The 15,607-nt window shown below is 59.3% G+C and carries 13 protein-coding genes and 1 pseudogene; 2 read left to right on the forward strand and 12 right to left on the reverse strand.

The genetic code is table 11. From position 1 onward, the window contains the following. Positions 1-58: 58 nt before the first annotated feature. The 7 genes and pseudogenes from GH983_RS11440 to GH983_RS11470 all read right to left on the reverse strand — a co-directional run bounded on the left by GH983_RS11440 (position 59) and on the right by GH983_RS11470 (position 8,901). Entirely contained in the window at positions 59-1,018 is a 960-nt protein-coding gene (locus tag GH983_RS11440; protein WP_153762443.1) for a FecR domain-containing protein, read from the reverse strand. Positions 1,019-1,525: 507 nt separating this feature from the next. Further along, positions 1,526-2,129: pseudogene (locus GH983_RS11445) on the reverse strand (tyrosine-type recombinase/integrase). A gap of 143 nt (positions 2,130-2,272) precedes the next feature. Further along, positions 2,273-3,346, reverse strand: a complete 1,074-nt coding sequence (nirK, locus tag GH983_RS11450; RefSeq protein WP_069041030.1) for a copper-containing nitrite reductase — start codon at positions 3,344-3,346, stop codon at positions 2,273-2,275. A 631-nt stretch (positions 3,347-3,977) separates the two neighbouring features. Beyond that, entirely contained in the window at positions 3,978-4,163 is a 186-nt protein-coding gene (locus GH983_RS11455) for a DUF2933 domain-containing protein (protein ID WP_069041029.1), read from the reverse strand. Beyond that, positions 4,160-6,367, reverse strand: a complete 2,208-nt coding sequence (locus tag GH983_RS11460; RefSeq protein ID WP_153762444.1) for a copper-translocating P-type ATPase — start codon at positions 6,365-6,367, stop codon at positions 4,160-4,162. Before GH983_RS11460 ends, GH983_RS11455 begins: the two co-directional genes overlap by 4 nt. 11 nt (positions 6,368-6,378) lie before the next feature. After that, positions 6,379-7,827, reverse strand: a complete 1,449-nt coding sequence (locus GH983_RS11465) for a multicopper oxidase family protein (protein WP_069041028.1) — start codon at positions 7,825-7,827, stop codon at positions 6,379-6,381. 894 nt (positions 7,828-8,721) lie between these two features. Continuing rightward, positions 8,722-8,901: a heavy-metal-associated domain-containing protein gene (locus GH983_RS11470; RefSeq protein ID WP_335622546.1), complete on the reverse strand. Its 180-nt coding sequence runs from the start codon at positions 8,899-8,901 to the stop codon at positions 8,722-8,724. Positions 8,902-9,208: 307 nt separating this feature from the next. Here GH983_RS11470 and GH983_RS11475 point away from each other — a divergent pair, with 307 nt between their 5' ends. Next, positions 9,209-9,424: a hypothetical protein gene (locus tag GH983_RS11475; RefSeq protein WP_150127359.1), complete on the forward strand. Its 216-nt coding sequence runs from the start codon at positions 9,209-9,211 to the stop codon at positions 9,422-9,424. A 7-nt stretch (positions 9,425-9,431) separates the two neighbouring features. Here the strand turns inward: GH983_RS11475 and GH983_RS11480 are convergent, their stop codons facing one another. The 5 genes from GH983_RS11480 to GH983_RS11500 form a co-directional block, all read right to left on the reverse strand. Further along, the gene (locus tag GH983_RS11480) at positions 9,432-10,478 is read right to left on the reverse strand and encodes a methyl-accepting chemotaxis protein (RefSeq protein WP_236759295.1); all 1,047 of its coding nucleotides are present in this window, start codon (positions 10,476-10,478) and stop codon (positions 9,432-9,434) included. Beyond that, positions 10,463-11,575 (reverse strand): RHE_PE00001 family protein, encoded by a 1,113-nt coding sequence (locus GH983_RS11485; RefSeq protein WP_069041027.1) that lies wholly within the window; start codon positions 11,573-11,575, stop codon positions 10,463-10,465. The genes GH983_RS11480 and GH983_RS11485 overlap by 16 nt, the downstream gene beginning before the upstream one ends. A gap of 315 nt (positions 11,576-11,890) precedes the next feature. Then, complete coding sequence (locus GH983_RS11490) at positions 11,891-13,150, reverse strand: Zn-dependent hydrolase (protein ID WP_069041026.1); 1,260 nt, start codon at positions 13,148-13,150, stop codon at positions 11,891-11,893. Positions 13,151-13,161: 11 nt separating this feature from the next. Next, positions 13,162-13,809, reverse strand: coding sequence for a TenA family protein (locus GH983_RS11495; protein ID WP_171901606.1), 648 nt, complete (start codon positions 13,807-13,809; stop codon positions 13,162-13,164). Beyond that, positions 13,809-14,651, reverse strand: a complete 843-nt coding sequence (locus tag GH983_RS11500; RefSeq protein ID WP_069041024.1) for a BtpA/SgcQ family protein — start codon at positions 14,649-14,651, stop codon at positions 13,809-13,811. Before GH983_RS11500 ends, GH983_RS11495 begins: the two co-directional genes overlap by 1 nt. A 25-nt stretch (positions 14,652-14,676) precedes the next feature. On the opposite strand from GH983_RS11500, the gene GH983_RS11505 reads away from it, so the two are divergent. Beyond that, a complete protein-coding gene (locus GH983_RS11505; RefSeq protein ID WP_069041023.1) occupies positions 14,677-15,588 on the forward strand; it encodes a PfkB family carbohydrate kinase in 912 nt (303 codons plus the stop codon). Positions 15,589-15,607 lie beyond the last annotated feature (19 nt).

Below are 15,607 nucleotides of genomic sequence, written 5' to 3' on the forward strand. Positions count from 1 at the left end.
GGGGCGTCACAAAACCGCAGCGTTCGATCTCGGGTAACGCCCCTTGACAGCAGCATGGCTAGTCGCCCGACCGCCCTTTGCCATTTCCGCCCGAGTTCCCATTGCCGTTTCCGCCGGAGTTCCCGTTGCCGTTGCCACCAGAGTTCCCGTGGCCGTTGCCACCGGAGTTCCCGCTGCCGTCGCCGCCCGAGTTGCCGTTGCCACCGGAGTTCCCGTTACCCTTCTCGCCAGATTTGCCCTTACCATCGGAGCTGCTGGTCTCTTTTCCAGCATCGGCGTCGCGCTCACTCTTAGCCTGCTGATCTTTTTTCGCAGCCTCGACTTTTTTGCTGATTGCTTCATCGATCGCCTGTGCCGCCCTCGCCCCATTTGACGTGGTATCCCGGGCAGGCGCATCGCGAAAGGCAAAGCTGGCTTTGATCGATTGAAGAGAGAATACCGCGCGCGTAATGGCAGGCTGCTGTATACTACCATCGACTGTCATTCCTGTTTCGGTAACTGCAGCATTCTGCCCAGCCGTCAAATTGCTCCGTTCGCTGGTCTTGAAGCCAGTAACCTCTACCACGCCTTGATCGACTGCGACGGCTGCGTTGGCTTCACCAACTGTAACGGTAAATTGTGTGCCCTTGACAACAGCAGCCAGGAAAGGCGTCTGGACGGTCGTGTGTGGCTTCTGGCGTTTTTCTATTTCAAGAACTATTTCCCCGACCTGCTGGTTAACCTCGGTTTTACGATTATGATCCGTACCCCGAGTCACGACGGAAGCCAGTGTATTGGGTTGAAAAGCAATACTCTCGGTTCCACGCACCAGCTGCAAGCGCCCACGCGCTCCTGTCGAGATCCAAGCTTTGTTAGGGACAACCATACCCTGGCGAAGAGCCAACCAGGTTTTATTGTCAAGGGTATAACGGACCTGATCCGTTGCCCTTGCTGCCGTCCACTCCCCATTTGCCGCCGCCGGGGCCGCCGAAAGGCAGGCGACGAATAGACAGATCAAAGCCGAAAAGATGGTGCGCATACGAGTACTCCTTCGACCGCTAGATTGCGCACGCCCGCCTTAAGATTTCTCTCAAGCAATTGGTTAGAATTTATCAAACAGGCTCGCCTGCTGCCGGTTTCTTGGGCACCGAATTAGGTGCTTCCAATGAAACTTGAGCGAAGTTCAGCCGCGAGTACAAGCCTGAGCAAGGAAGTTGGTCAAGGAGCGTGGGGTTACACTGTGGCGCAGGCGTCCGGCGATCTTCAGAATGATGAGCATGTCTTACGCAAGGAGCTCAGACTCTTCGCATAACTCAAAATTTGAACTGCCCTCGCATTCCGGGCGGAGTGACGGCTTAGGATTGGGTAGCGTCTTTAGCCATGAGCTACAGAGACCGGCAACCATTCCCGTTGTCGATGAATGACTGCTTACAAGATCCAATTTTTTCTCCGAACGGCAGGAGTGACGGCGCAAAGCGGATTGAGTCTTTCGAGAGGCTCACGCAAGAAGCGGGCGCGGCCCCGCAACATGCAGGGCCGCCCCCTTTTAGATTTCGGTCCGTTCGGCCAGTTCTAGTGCATCCTCAATGTCGACGCCGAGATACCTGACTGTGTTCTCGATCTTGGTTATGGCCAAGCAGGATCTGGATCGCTCGAAGATTGCCGGTGGCCTTGTAGATCATGGTAGCCTTCGTTCGCCACAGGGAATGCGTCCCGTAATCCTGCCGACGAAGCCCGATCGCCGTCACCCACTCATCGACCAGTCGGGCGTATTGCCGAGTGCTGAGATGACCAGCGTGGCCGACGCGACTGGGAAAGGCATAGTCATCGACTGTTCCTCCCCTTCGTTGAAGCCAGGCAAGCAGACTAGCTCTGACCTCCGTCGTGATTTCGAACTGCACGGGTCGTCCAGTTTTCTGCTGGACGACCATCGCCCGAGTTCGAATTTCGTGGCCGGTGACAAGTGTCCCGATTTTCAGTTTTACCAGATCGCAGCCCCGGAGCTTGCTGTCGATGGCAAGATCGAAAAGCGCCCAATCTCGCATCCTTCCTTCACGGTCCAGGAAGAAGCGGACTGCCCAGATCTGGCGCTGCTTCAGGGGCTTCTTGACGCCAACTTGCTTGCCTGCATTCCAAGCCGGTCGACCCAGCGCGCGGACATGTTGGCGATATGCAGACCTGCGTCGATGCCTGCCGCAAGTGTGCTCAAAGCTGCGAGCGCATGGCTGCATAACAAAGAGGCGGGAAAAGGATCGAACCTTCTCCCACCTCTTCCTACCTCAGTCAAAGAATTTCAGTGGGTTTCGTGTCCGCCGTGCCCAGCTTCCGCCGTGCTAGCCGGTTGAACCTTGAAGACCTCCTTCCGCTCGTCCCCCTCGACGACCAGCTTGCCCACGAGGCCACGCGCTGCGCGTGAAAGAGCGTGGTCCACGAGCATGTACTCACCGGGAACGTCCATGGTCATGTCGACAACCGCAGCGCCGCCGGGAGGAACGGTGATGGTCTGCACATCCGTCAGTGGCTCGGTTGTCAGAGATGCCAGTTGATAGGCCCTGTCGAAGATTTCCCCGATTACGTGGAAGCTCGACGTCTTGTTGGGGCCGCCGACACCGAAGTAGATGCGAACAGTCTCGCCGACCTTTGCGGTCAACGCATTGTCACCGGTCAGCGCGTTCGCTGCACCGTTGAACACATAGTATTCCGGCGTCTCGTCCATCAGCCTGTCGAGGCTCTCAGTCAGTTTGCCCTTCGTTCCATAGGCCTGTTTCGTGTAAACCTCGCCTTGCATCACGTAGAATTCCCTGTCGACCGGAGGAAGGCCAGCTTCAGGTTCCACCAGGATCAGGCCGTACATCCCGTTTGCAATATGGTGGGCGGCCATCGGCACAGCGCAGTGGTAAACGTAAAGGCCCGGTTTCATTGCTTTGAAGGTGAAGCCCCTAGTCTCGCCGGGTGCGGCGTCCGTCGCCTCAGCTCCACCTCCCGGTCCCGTGACTGCATGGAAGTCCACGCTGTGGCGTTCACTGCTATCGGCAAGGTTGGTCAGTTCAACTTCGACGGTGTCGCCGACCCTTGCCCGAACGAAAGGACCCGGAACCTTCTTGTTGAAGGTCCAGTAGTGGTAGGTCGCGCCGTCCGCTAGGACGCCAGTAACTTCGACCGTGTCGAGCTTCACCTTGATCGTTTCCGGTCCCCTCGCACCTACTGGCGGAGCAAGGTCTGTCGCCGCCCGTACGATATCAAGGGGAGCGGCAGCGGTCCCGTTCGCCGCCGGATGATTGTGGGTGGCGTCGGCCAGCACCGGCATTGCCGTCGCCGACAGGAGTGTGACGGAAAGGGCGGCGCGGAGAAGTGTTCTGCTGGTCATAATTCTGGTCCTGCTAGTAATGTCTGCGTTGCCTGTTATTGGACACCGCGTCCGTCGAAGCGTCCTTGCGATACCGCAAAGAGAAGGTTCGCTCGCATCTTCGTGATGGCCTGCAGGTGTCGGCTCCGGGTTACCGCGTCGGCTGAACGGCACGGAAATGCGCAATCGCTCCGACGGTCATCTTCGTCACGCACCAGTTGGCGTAGAACCCACCCCGCAAGCGCCCCAGCAGCCTATTGGGGAGACGTGTGGGCAGGTTGTACTCGATCCTGACGCTCAGGCTGCATCCCGATCTGGCGGGACTGATCCTGAATCCCATACGGTAGGAACCGATGATGTGGGAGACGCACCGTTCCGCGCGTCTCCCACGTCTTTGAGAGCGGAGGATGCCGTTCCGTCACGACTGCCTCCACGGAGAGCGCCCGGCCGAGTATCAGCCCCGTCATTTTGAAGACAGAGCCGACGGCACGTCCCTCCGCGTTGTCGACTTGGTACGTCATGGAAGTCCCCAGCCTCATGACTGAGGGCTCTTCCATGTGCGCACCGAGGACAGCCGGATTGTCGAGCAACTCGAAGACCTGTTCGGCCAATGCCGACAAGGCTACAGTGCTCGATGCCGACCGCTGGTAGGTCACGGCCGATGATCCTTGTGGCCGTGACCGCCATGTCGATGAAACAGGTGCATCAGCGGGCAGGCCAACAGGACCAGGTAGGTGACGTAGCCCAGAACGTGCACCCAGTGCTGACGAAGGATGTAGAACACCAGGATCAGGGCCAGGGATGCGCCCTTCAGCAGGAGCGTGCGGTTGGCTGTCATATCTTCATGCTCCTCAACCTGAGAGAGTTGGCGATAACACTGACCGAAGACAATGCCATTGCCGCCGCCGCGATGATCGGTGAGAGCAACAGACCGAAGATGGGATAAAGGACGCCCGCCGCGACGGGTACGCCTGCCGCATTGTAGATGAAGGCGAAGAAGAGGTTCTGCCGGATGTTGCTCATCGTTGCTCGGCTCATCTGCCGTGCCCGGACAATCCCCTGCAGGTCACCCTTCAGGAGAGTGACGCCTGCGCTTTCGATGGCAACGTCGGTTCCTGTTCCCATGGCAACACCCACATCTGCTGCGGCCAGTGCAGGAGCATCATTCACACCGTCGCCCGCCATGGCAACAATCCTGCCTTCACTGCGCAGCCGCGAGACGATCTTGCTCTTGTCCTCAGGCAGGACTTCCGCTTCCACCTCCGAGATGCCGAGGCGGCGTGCTACGGCAAGAGCGGTCGTCTTGTTATCGCCCGTCAGCATGACGACGCGAATACCGTCTTCGATGAGCGCCTTCACCGCATCCGGTGTCGTCGCCTTGATGGGATCGGCAATGGCAAAGAGACCTGCCAAGCGGCCATCAATAGCAGTGAAGATGACCGTTGCGCCGTCATTACGAAGCTCTTCTGCCTTCGCAGTCATCGCGGTAACGTCGACACCTTCTTCCTCCATGATGCGGTGGCTGCCGAGGATCAGCCGCTTGCCTTCGACCACGCCCGTCGCGCCTTTGCCCACAGGACTGTCAAAGTCGGTAGCATCTCCCAGAACGATGCCACGGTTGTTGGCCGCATTGACGATTGCCAGTGCCAGCGGATGTTCGCTTGAACGCTCGACTGTGGCCGCGAGCCGCAGCAATTCGGATTCTGATATGCCTGCGACCGCGGCGATCGCTGTCACCTCGGGTCGCCCCTCCGTCAAAGTGCCTGTCTTGTCGACGACAAGCGTATCGACCTTCTCGAAGCGCTCCAGGGCCTCGGCGTTCTTGATCAACACGCCAAGACTTGCTCCGCGACCGACGCCGACCATGATCGACATTGGTGTTGCCAGCCCCAGGGCACAGGGGCAGGCAATGATAAGAACGGCAACGGCCGCCACTAGGGCGTGGGCGAAACGAGGCTCCGGCCCATAGATCATCCAGACAGCGAACGCGACGAGTGCCACCCCGATGACTACCGGAACGAACCAGCCCGAGACTTCATCGGCGAGGCGCTGGATGGGCGCGCGCGAGCGTTGGGCCTCTGCGACCATGCGGACGATCTGTGAGAGCATGGTGTCGCTCCCGACCTTGCCAGCCTCCATGACGAAACCACCGGTCTGGTTCATGGTCCCGCCGATCAGCTTCGACCCGACATCCTTGGTGACGGGCATCGATTCGCCCGTAATCATGGATTCGTCGACGGAGCTTCGGCCCTCCAGAAGCAAGCCATCAAGTGGCACCTTCTCTCCCGGTCGAACCCGCAGGCGGTCGCCAACAGCCACGGCGTCGAGACCGACATCCTCATCTATACCATCGGCGCGCACGCGCCGTGCGGTCTTCGGTGCCAGATCGAGAAGCGCGCGGATGGCACCGCCCGTCTGTTCGCGCGCCCTCAGCTCCAGAACCTGACCAAGCAGGACCAGGACCGTGATGACGGCAGCAGCCTCGAAATAGACGGCGACCGAACCTCCCTCTGCGCGGAACGTGACCGGAAACAGTCCAGGCGTAACGGTCGCGACAACGCTGTAAATCCACGCAGCACCCGTTCCCATCGAGATCAGGGTGAACATGTTCAGGCGGCGCGTCACCAAGGATTTCCAGCCGCGTTCGAAGAAGGGCCAGCCCGCCCAGAGGACAACAGGTGTCGCGAGCACCAACTGCAGCCAGTTCGACGTCTGTGGCCCCAGTATCATGTGGAGGTTCGCGAGATGGCCACCCATTTCCAAGGCGATCACCGGGACGCTGAGGACTAGGCCAATCCAAAACCGTCTGGTCATGTCCGCCAGTTCTGGACTTGGACCCGTTTCCAAGTTCGCCACTTCCGGCTCAAGCGCCATTCCGCAGATGGGGCAATTGCCGGGTTCCGTTTGGCGGATTTGGGGATGCATGGGGCAGGTGTAGATCGACGCTTTGACCACACCCGGACCACCAGGCTTGGATGAAGAAACTGCCGGATCGTGTGAATGTCCGTGATGGTGGTGATGCGCGTTATTTGCGTTGTTCATCTCGCCCTCCTTCAGCCCTGCTGGACATAGTCGACGAATGTCATCATGCCTGTCGCCATATGATAGAGATGATGGCAATGCAGCGGCCAGCGGCCTGGATTATCCGCGTCGAACTCGATCGACACCTGCGCCATGGGCGGCAGCATCACAGTGTCCCGCATGGCTCCGGAAACAGCCTTGCCGTTGATTGACGTGACCTGGAAATGATGGCCATGCAGATGCATCGGATGCGCCATCATCGACATGTTGTGCATGGAAATCCGAATGCGCTGTCCGCTGCTGACTTCGATCGGGCCGTCGGTATCGATGGACCAGCGATAGGTTGCCATATCACCGCCCAGCATCAGCGCAAACTGCCGATCAACAGCGCGCCGTGCCAGAGGTGTCAGGCCTTGAAGGCTTTGCTCGAGCGAAAGGTCAAGAACCGGTCCCTTGGCTGCCGCGGTGGTTTCAAGCTTTCCCACTCGTGCGGAGGCCGTGGCGAGGATCACGCCAGTGCGCTCAACGGCCCCTTCCCGCAAAGCCAGTATAAGATATGCCCCGTCGGCAGCCGGCAAGGCCACACGGATGTCGGCCCGCTGGCCCATCGACAAGGGGAACTGTCGGCCGCGGACCGGAACGACGTCCATCCCGTCGACAGCGATCAGCTCGCCCTCGAGTTCGCCCGTATCGATCGTGAAGGCGGTTGCCGTTGCGCCATTGATGATGCGAAGCCTGATGCGGCCGCCCCGTTCTACCTTGACGATCTCGGGGTCATCGAGCGTCCGGTCATTGGCGAGATAGGCGTCATATTCGATGTCGTTCAGGTCCATGCCCATCATCGTGTGAGGCGCGGCCGAAGTTTCAGCCGAGCCCATCTGATGGCCACCATGCATGTTCATCATGGAGGACATATCTCCGTGTCTAGAAGGCATGGCATGACCGCCACCGCTCTGAAGGTCGGAAAGCAGTTCCTCGGGCGACTTGAAGGAGAAATCATGCAGGAGCACGATGACCTCTTGCTCGTCGCGGGCAAGATCCTCGGCGGTTCGGATGATCAGGGGTGCCGCGAGCAGGTTCTGCTCCTGCAGAGTGTGGGCATGCATCCAATGGGTGCCGCCTCTCCGCAAGGGAAACTTGTAGGCCCGGCTTTCCTTAGGCGGAAGCAGTGCAGCCGGATTGCCTGGCACCCCGTCCAACTCCCAAGGCGGCGTAAGCCCATGCCAGTGGATGAGCGTCTCCTCGTCGCTTTCGTTGCGAAGAAGAACGTCGAAGTCCAAGGGCGCGTTGAGGACCAGCCCGGCTTTCCCGGCCTTGTCGGTCAGTCCGAAGACGGAGGCAGCCTTGCCGTGGACGTCCAGGGTCCGTTTGCCGATCACAAGCTCGCTGGTTTGTGTTGGGGAGTATGCCCAGGCATGCCCGAGGGGGGACAGGGCCACGGAACCCATGGCGAGTGTTTTCAGAAAGTCTCTGCGATACATGATGTTTCTCTCGATCCGGTCGTTGTGACGACCATGCTGTTGACAGGAAGATCGCGCATTAAGCGCGTTTGTCAGGCAGCAGATCGAGGGGGATGACGTCCTGGAACGGGAAGCTGGCCATGCAGTCGAGACGGCGGTTCAAGGTAGATCGGTCTACGCCCGAACCCTTCCGGGCTGTAGAGCACTAGGGATGAATATGCGACACAGAGCATGCAGTCATTAGCGCAACATGCCTCGGCCAACGAACCTGATGCCGCCAAATCTTCCGTTTTCTTGTGACTGGCTTGGTGGGCATGAGCGACATGAGTCGAACAGGATTGGGGACCAGCATGCGAGGCAGTAGAGGCGAATAGAAGGCTTATCGCCAGTGCGGCGAAGACCGCCATGGTCCATATCCGAAGCTTCAAGTCATTGCTCATCGCCGTCTCTCACTTGATGAAGCCACATTAGCCGGATTCCCGCCGTCGCGGATTGATGTCAGTCAAACTTGAGCAAGCGTGCACCTTCCCACACTGGCGAGGTCAAGCGCTCTTTAGGGGAATTTGGGGCATGGATGTGTGATTACCCTGCCCGCCTCCGCCTCGCCTCCAGAAAAGGCCTACAGAGTTGGCGCAGCATATCGCTCGGCCGATGGCTTAATCTCGGACGCGGAGATCTCTCTTTGGCGGGAAGAGTGGCGAACAGCTTCGAGGCTGTCGCCCGCCACTCTTTTTTTTTCAATGTGATTCACCAGAGCGGTCGTTGCGGTAGTGAATCCGGGCCACATTCGGCTTGAGCAACTGCTGCAACTATGAATTGGTCAAAGTCCGGCGCCTTCAGCGCCGGGACGATCACAACTCTCGCCACAACTATGGCGCTGCAATAAGACCACGAAGAGCTGCTGCAAGATGGATTTCACTCAGGCCGTCGGGATGAAGGGTAACCCGCTTCTGCTAGCACAGCTTCGATATCTCCTGGCGCTGCAGATGTCTGCACCACAAGTTTACGCTTCGCCGGATCGGCTGAGATCTCTGCGGTCTGGTCGATTGATAGGATCGCTTTGGTCACACTCCGGGCACATCCGGAACAGGTCATTCGTTCTACATAATACTCCACACTTCGCCTCCTTTCGATTTTCAGGCGAAGATAGAAATGGTCGTTTCCAGTGTGGGAAGGTCAAGCCGTATTCGCAGTTTTCTCACCTTCATTCATTCGCGGCAGCACGTCTGAGCACGTCTGAGCAGGGACTACTGCTGGATACACGGCCGAGGTCAGCGAAAAGATGAAGATCGAAGAGCTCCACGGAGTGGTCCTCAAGAAGGAACCTGCGGACTTAATCTGGCTTACCGCCGCATTGGACTGGCCCCTAAGCGCTTAACGACGCTTCGCAAAGGTAGGCAGGATGGTCCGCTATACGGTACCGTTCTATTTCAGCCAAACGGCAACAATAAAGGCGCAAAGCGGAAATCATTTCCGTAAAGGAAACGTCGGACAAATGGCAAACTTCGATAAGGAGAATGGCGATAGCCGTCTGACAACGGTTTTTTCATGGAACATTACCGGCAGCTTGGAAATGTGTGCAGTCGCCACGCGCGCCAAGTCCGACGAAAGCATTTGATTAGCTTTCACGCGGCCCCGCCCATACTATGGGTTGCTGTGGCACCCTTTCCGAGCGAGGTCTTGAAGCGAGATACGAGGCCGTAGAGGTCGCGGGCGCCGTCAGCGAGCGAGGCTGCAGCGGCACTGGCTTCCTCGACAGTGGCAGCACTCTGTGGCGTCACCTTGTCGAGCATCCCGATCGAGCCGTTGATCTCGCCAATGCCTTGGGCCTGGTCGCGGGCCGCAATAGAGATCGCGACGCCATGGCGGACTGCCTCCGCCGATCTTGCGATCAGGCCCTTGATGTCCTTGGCCGCACTTGCCGAGCGCTGGGCGAGGTCACGCACTTCCTGTGCCACAACGGCGAACCCCTTCCCGGCCTCTCCGGCGCGGGCCGCCTCGACGCCGGCATTCAGTGCCAAGAGGTTGGTCTGGAGGGCGATTTCGTCGATTACACCGATGATGTTTTCGATCTCGCGTGAGGAGCCGGCGATTTCGCCCATCGCGGCAGTTGCCTGGCCGACGACAAGACCGGACGCCTCAGCATTCGAACGGGTCTCACTGACGAGGCGCGTGGTGGCAAGCGTTCTGCTCGTCGTATCCTTGACCGTCGAATTGATCTCTTCAAGCGCGGCTGACGTCTCCTCCGCGGTGGCGGCCTGACGCTCACCATTGGAGGCGATGCTCTCAGAGACGTGGCTGATAACCGCGGCGTTCTCCGACAGAGCCTGTGCCGCAGCCACGATCCCCGCCATGGTTTCGTCCAACGCCTGGGCGGCCGTGTTGACATCCAACCTAGTGTTTTCGAGGACAGGGTCGAGGACTTCAGTAAGGCGGAGGGTAAGATCCCCGTCTGCCAAACGCTTGATCGCCTGGCCGATGATCTTGACCGCGCGCATGCGCGGGCTGATGTCCGTCGCGACCTTGATGACCTTATAGACTTTACCGCGGGAGTTGAAGACCGGCGTATAGGTAGCCCTAAACTTGCGCGCCGCTGTCAAAGCGTTGGTTTCCAGGGAGAAATGCGCCCAACCGGCGTTGCGCATGGAAACCAAAACTACAGGATCCCCCACGCTCGAAACCTCCCCCTGCCCGTCATCTCGCGAAGACCGAGTTCCTGAACGATCCGCCGCGCTCCTTGCGGCGTCACCTCGAGCGTCTTTGCCACCATGCCGGCGGAGATCAGCGGCCGCGCCATGACAAGCTCAACAAGCTCCGGCAGCCTGGATGACGTCCGCCGTCCCTCCAGTTTGCGCATCATCATCTGCCGCGCCAGCACCAGCCGGTCATGCTCCTTCAGCCCCGTCTCGGCGGCAATCGTCAGCGCCCGTGATATGGCTAGCAACCGCGTCTCGCGATCACGATGCCGACGCCGATCGACGGGGATGGCTTTCAGCCCGAGATTGATCGCCGCGAGATGGATGCTTGTGGTAACGCCGCCCTCGCGCAGGACCGAGGCGGCCAGCAGTCGACCGAGCCAGGGTGCATGCTGGAGCACGGCGATCTCGTTCCCGAGGGCCACGATTGCTTGGCAGACCGGTGGAAGATCCTGGGCCCGGGCAAGGACGGCTTGCCACTCCTCCAGCCGCTCGTCCTCATCCCAGTCGAGATCGTAGACAAATGGATCCTTTTCGGTAGCGTTTTTGGTGCGCCCCGGCTTCTTCGCCTCTTCGATCGCGGCCTCCGACCGGGCGAGCACCGCATCGATCGCGGCAAACGCATCACTCAGACCGTCGGCCTCCGCTACCCCAGCCCGAGTGTCGCTGACCTCAACATTCCCATCCGGCAAACCCTTCCCGTCGTTACCCGATGATGCTGCAGGCAACGCCTGCCCGCGGAGAGAGGCGAGGCCTTGACCAGAGAGCGCCCAGGCCGGGGGATGGGCGGCGATGCGACGGCGGGTTTTCAGGATGTCGCGGGCGATGGTGAGTTCGTGGGTGGGTGCGCGGATGTCTCGAAGCGCGTCATGCAGGACAAGGTCCTCGAGATGGACGAGTTCTCCATCAACCCACAGCGAGGCATGCGCCTCGAGAAAATGCGAGCGCTCAAGAAAGCCCTCGCCGACCGGAGAGCGGGCGATGCGCTCATCGAGACGGGCAAGCGCGACGGCGGCCTCGGAGATCGGCCGCAGCAGGCTCGGGATGGGCAATTTGGCGAGATCGTAAGACATTGAATTTATATTAAATTATTCGTTAAGCGAGAGCTATATACACAATAAGGCTCTGCACTTCTCACAAACGCGCCGCGGTGGCTTACCGCCGATAACTAACCCTTATCGAAAATAATATCTATTCATTCCGATTATCGCCAGAATATATCAGCTATATAAATTTATACTCTTAGAACGACGCACAACACGTTAATCTCGGAAAAAAAGGGCGAACGCGCATGATAATTTGCATCGCGTTGCACAAAGGGCGGCTAACGAACAGAACCATGAGCATTACCGCATCCCCTCAGTCCACCAAACCGAGAACATCACAAACTAACCATCGACGACAGCCATCCCGCCCCCGCGCGCCAACTCCAGTGTCGCCTGCGCCAGCACCTGGCAGCCGGTGACAACATCCGACGGCTCGACATATTCTGCCTCGTTGTGGCTAAGCCCATCGCGACACGGAACAAAGATCATCCCGGCTGGCGCGACGCGATTGACAAACAGCGCATCGTGAAACGCCCCAGATAACATCCGCACACTCTCGACCTTGCAGGCGGTCGCTGCTTCTTCGATCACTTCACATAGTGTTTGAGAGAATGCACAAGGGGGCATATCGAAGGACCGTGTGATCTGAACGCTACAGCCCTGCCGCTCCGCCTCCTGGCCGATCCGCGATTTCACAAGCTCCTCGATCTCGTCCAGCCGCCCTGGATCGGGATGACGCATATCGACCGTACAGCGAACCTCCTCGGGGATAGCATTGACCGACCCTGGCTCTGCGGAAATCCGACCAATGGTGAAACGGGCGTCCGGATCGCCTGGCATAACGGCTGCGTAGAGGCTCGACAGCGCAGCGGTCAAAGCGCGAAGTGGGTCGCGACGCCAGGCGAGACCTGTCGTGCCGGCATGAGCCGTCTGGCCCGTAACCGTCACATCCAGCCACCGTGTTCCCTGGATGCCTTTCACGACACCGATCGGAATCCCAGCTGCCTCCAATGACGGCCCTTGCTCGATATGGACTTCGAGATAGGCATGAACCGGAAATCCGAGCGGCAGCATGGCTGCCTCCGGCAGGCTTTCGATTGTGAGAGCCAGCTCTCCTGTGAATGCTGCACCATCCGTTGCGACCTTGTCCTGCCACGTGGGCGGGATCGCGCCTTCAAAAAACGCCATGGATCCCATACAGCCTGGCGAGAAACGGCATCCCTCCTCGTTCGTCCAGGATACCACGGCAACGGCGCGCTCGGTCGCCGTCCCTGCATCTTCCAGACTTTCCAGGACCTCAAACGCAGACAGAGTGCCCAATGCGCCATCGAAGCGGCCACCCGCTGGTTGGCTGTCGAGATGGCTACCGATCAGCAAAGGAGGAAGTGCCTCGTCGCGGCCGTTGCGCCAGACGAAGAGGTTGGCCATAGGGTCCTGGAACACCCGAAACCCCCGGGCCCAGGCAAGCTCAGCGAGCATTCGCCGGGCGCTTCGGTCGCCGTCCGTCAAAGCCTGGCGATTGACGCCGCCTTTCGCGGTTTCACCAATGGCGGCAAAGGCTTGAAGGCGAGAGTTGAGACGATTGCCGTTGATGGTGAGCATGACGGGTTCCCTCAGAGGTAAAGTGCGTCGTGGAACGCGATCTCGAGCGACTGGGCCCGACCGAAAACGCCACTCAGACGTGACCGCTCGGAGGCACTCATGTCATCCCCTGCTCTATCCAGCTCAGCTTTCAGCCAGAGGGCTTGAGCCGCAAAATCCGGATGGGCATGCAGGTCCACCCACTCCTTCAGCAAGGGATCGCTGATCTCAAGTTGTGCCGCCTGCTTAGACCATGTCCAGTACATCCATTCGGCAGCAAACATCGCCGCAACCGTATCGAGATAACCACCGTCGCGCGCGATCGAAAGCATGCCATCCCGAAAATTCGCCACCTCTGCCACCGAGAGGTTGAAGTCGCGAGGATCGATACCCCGCGCTGCGAACGTCTTTTCGAAATAGACAATCTGCTGATTGGCGAGCGCATCGAGGACGGCGACCAGCCAGCGCTTTTGAGCCATTGTTTCGGCCTTGGCTGTCGCGAACGCAAAGATAGAGATCGCGGTATCGACAAAGGCGCCTTCAAAGACGAGGTAGCGCTCGAACACGTCCTTTGGGAGACGGTCAGCCTTGATGTCATCGACAAAGCGATGCCCGAGCATCTCTTCGAGGACTTCAGCGTTTTCACGCAGGATCTGCTCAGAAAGCGTCTCTGCCATAATCAGGCCTCCAGCCCCGGGCGTGCAGCCTCGACGAAAGCCTTGACCCGTGCTGGTTCGACCGGGTTCCACCAGACGCCACCTTCTTTCAGCGAGGAGGCGACGATCACACCATTTGTTCGCTTCAGGATTTCGAGGATATTGTCCTTGGTGACACCGGATCCGACCAGAAGAGGCAGATGGGTTGCAGCACCAATGGTTTCGATCTCCTCGACAGTCGCAGAATTGCCGGTCCGCTGGCCGGTTGCGATGATGACATCAGCGTCAAAGAAAGCGAGGTCACGGGTCAATTCCTCGATGCTGCGATCGGCGGTAATGGCGTGAGCCCCGTGTTTGACGTGGCTGTCTGCAAAGACCTTGATATGTTCGGCACGCAAGGCCGAACGATAACGCATCGCTTCGGCGGCGCGCCCCTCCATGAAGCCTTCATTCGCCACATAGGCATTTGCCCATTGGTTGACGCGAATGAAGCGCGCCCCACCGGCCATGGCAATCGCGAAAGCCGGGATCGGCGCGTTGGCCAGCACATTGATCCCCATTGGCACGCCCGTTGCACGGCCGATACGATCGGCGACAACAGACATGAAGGCGGATGTTTCAGGTCCGATATCTTCAGGCTTCGAGAAAGGGATATCGCCGTGATTTTCGATGATCAGACCGTGCAGGCCGCCTTCGATCAAGGCTTCAGCATCGCGCATCGCGACATCGTAGATTGCGTCGACTGATGTTCCCCGATAGCGCGGGGCGCCTGGAAAGGGCGCGCAATGGATCATCCCGATCAGCGCCTTGTCAGTGCCGAATATTTCCCTTATGGCGCTTGAATTGTTATCCGAAATCGTCTGCATTTTCATTTCCTTCCGAAGGCCAGCAATGCCTGTCAGTGTTCGTGCTCATGTGATCGGTAACGTCGCTGTCGACGAAACCATTTCCGTTTCGACCATGCCGGAAGCCGGGGCTTCCATCCTCGGTCGCGAAGAAACGCGTGACCTTGGCGGCAAAGGTGCAAACCAAGCGGTGGTCATGGGCCGCACGGGTCTGCCCACCATCCTGGTCTCAGCCGTGGGCGAGGATTTCCGCGCCCAGACCATTCGCAATCAGCTGGCGCTAGAGCCAGTCGAGACCAAGCTCATCACCTTGGCCGGTCGCTCCAGCGACTTTTCCATCATCTTCACAACCCCGGACGGCGAAAACGCCATCGTGACTACCACCGATTCAGCAGGCTCATTGGCGCCAGAAGAAGCCATCGCTGCCCTCGACGGTGCCACCGCTGGCGACCTTTTAGTCCTGCAGGGCAACCTCAGCGAGGCGACCACCTTTGGTCTGCTGCAGGAAGCCCGCCGTCGTAAACTTGTCACCGCCTTCAACCCCTCGCCGCTCAGGCCGTATTTCGGGGCGTTCTGGCCACTGATCGACATCGCATTCTTGAACCGGGGCGAAGCAGAGAGCCTCACTGGTTCTTCAAATGACGCTGCGACCGAATGGCTGCTCCAGTCGGGCGTCCGCCACGTCGTGCTGACGCTTGGGGGGGATGGGGCGCTGCTGGCAAGCCAAAGTGAACCGATTGCGACCATCCCGGCTGTTTCCGCCAGGGCCATCGACACCACCGGCGCTGGCGACACCTTCATGGCCGTGGCTCTGGCTTCGGCAGCCTTGCGCGGCGTCGAACTTGACAAACGCGCCATCAGCCATGCGGCAGCAGCTTCGGCTTTGACCGTCAGCCGCCGCGGCACGCGTTCAGCCTTCCCGACCAGCGAAGAAATGCGGTCCATCCTGGCGTGTTGAGACCCGCTTGGATGAACCG

This window comes from Agrobacterium sp. MA01, assembly GCF_009650195.1.
In the GTDB taxonomy this organism is placed as follows: domain Bacteria; phylum Pseudomonadota; class Alphaproteobacteria; order Rhizobiales; family Rhizobiaceae; genus Allorhizobium.

What these genes read in the sequence shown, in the direction of transcription:
- GH983_RS11460 (WP_153762444.1), bottom strand. Translation starts at nt 6,367, where the DNA reads ATGAACAACGCAAATAACGCGCATCACCACCATCACGGACATTCACAC.
- nirK (WP_069041030.1), bottom strand. Translation starts at nt 3,346, where the DNA reads ATGACCAGCAGAACACTTCTCCGCGCCGCCCTTTCCGTCACACTCCTG.
- GH983_RS11505 (WP_069041023.1), top strand. Translation starts at nt 14,677, where the DNA reads ATGCCTGTCAGTGTTCGTGCTCATGTGATCGGTAACGTCGCTGTCGAC.
- GH983_RS11440 (WP_153762443.1), bottom strand. Translation starts at nt 1,018, where the DNA reads ATGCGCACCATCTTTTCGGCTTTGATCTGTCTATTCGTCGCCTGCCTT.
- GH983_RS11465 (WP_069041028.1), bottom strand. Translation starts at nt 7,827, where the DNA reads ATGTATCGCAGAGACTTTCTGAAAACACTCGCCATGGGTTCCGTGGCC.
- GH983_RS11485 (WP_069041027.1), bottom strand. Translation starts at nt 11,575, where the DNA reads ATGTCTTACGATCTCGCCAAATTGCCCATCCCGAGCCTGCTGCGGCCG.
- GH983_RS11470 (WP_335622546.1), bottom strand. Translation starts at nt 8,901, where the DNA reads ATGACCTGTTCCGGATGTGCCCGGAGTGTGACCAAAGCGATCCTATCA.
- GH983_RS11500 (WP_069041024.1), bottom strand. Translation starts at nt 14,651, where the DNA reads ATGCAGACGATTTCGGATAACAATTCAAGCGCCATAAGGGAAATATTC.
- GH983_RS11475 (WP_150127359.1), top strand. Translation starts at nt 9,209, where the DNA reads ATGGTCCGCTATACGGTACCGTTCTATTTCAGCCAAACGGCAACAATA.
- GH983_RS11490 (WP_069041026.1), bottom strand. Translation starts at nt 13,150, where the DNA reads ATGCTCACCATCAACGGCAATCGTCTCAACTCTCGCCTTCAAGCCTTT.
- GH983_RS11455 (WP_069041029.1), bottom strand. Translation starts at nt 4,163, where the DNA reads ATGACAGCCAACCGCACGCTCCTGCTGAAGGGCGCATCCCTGGCCCTG.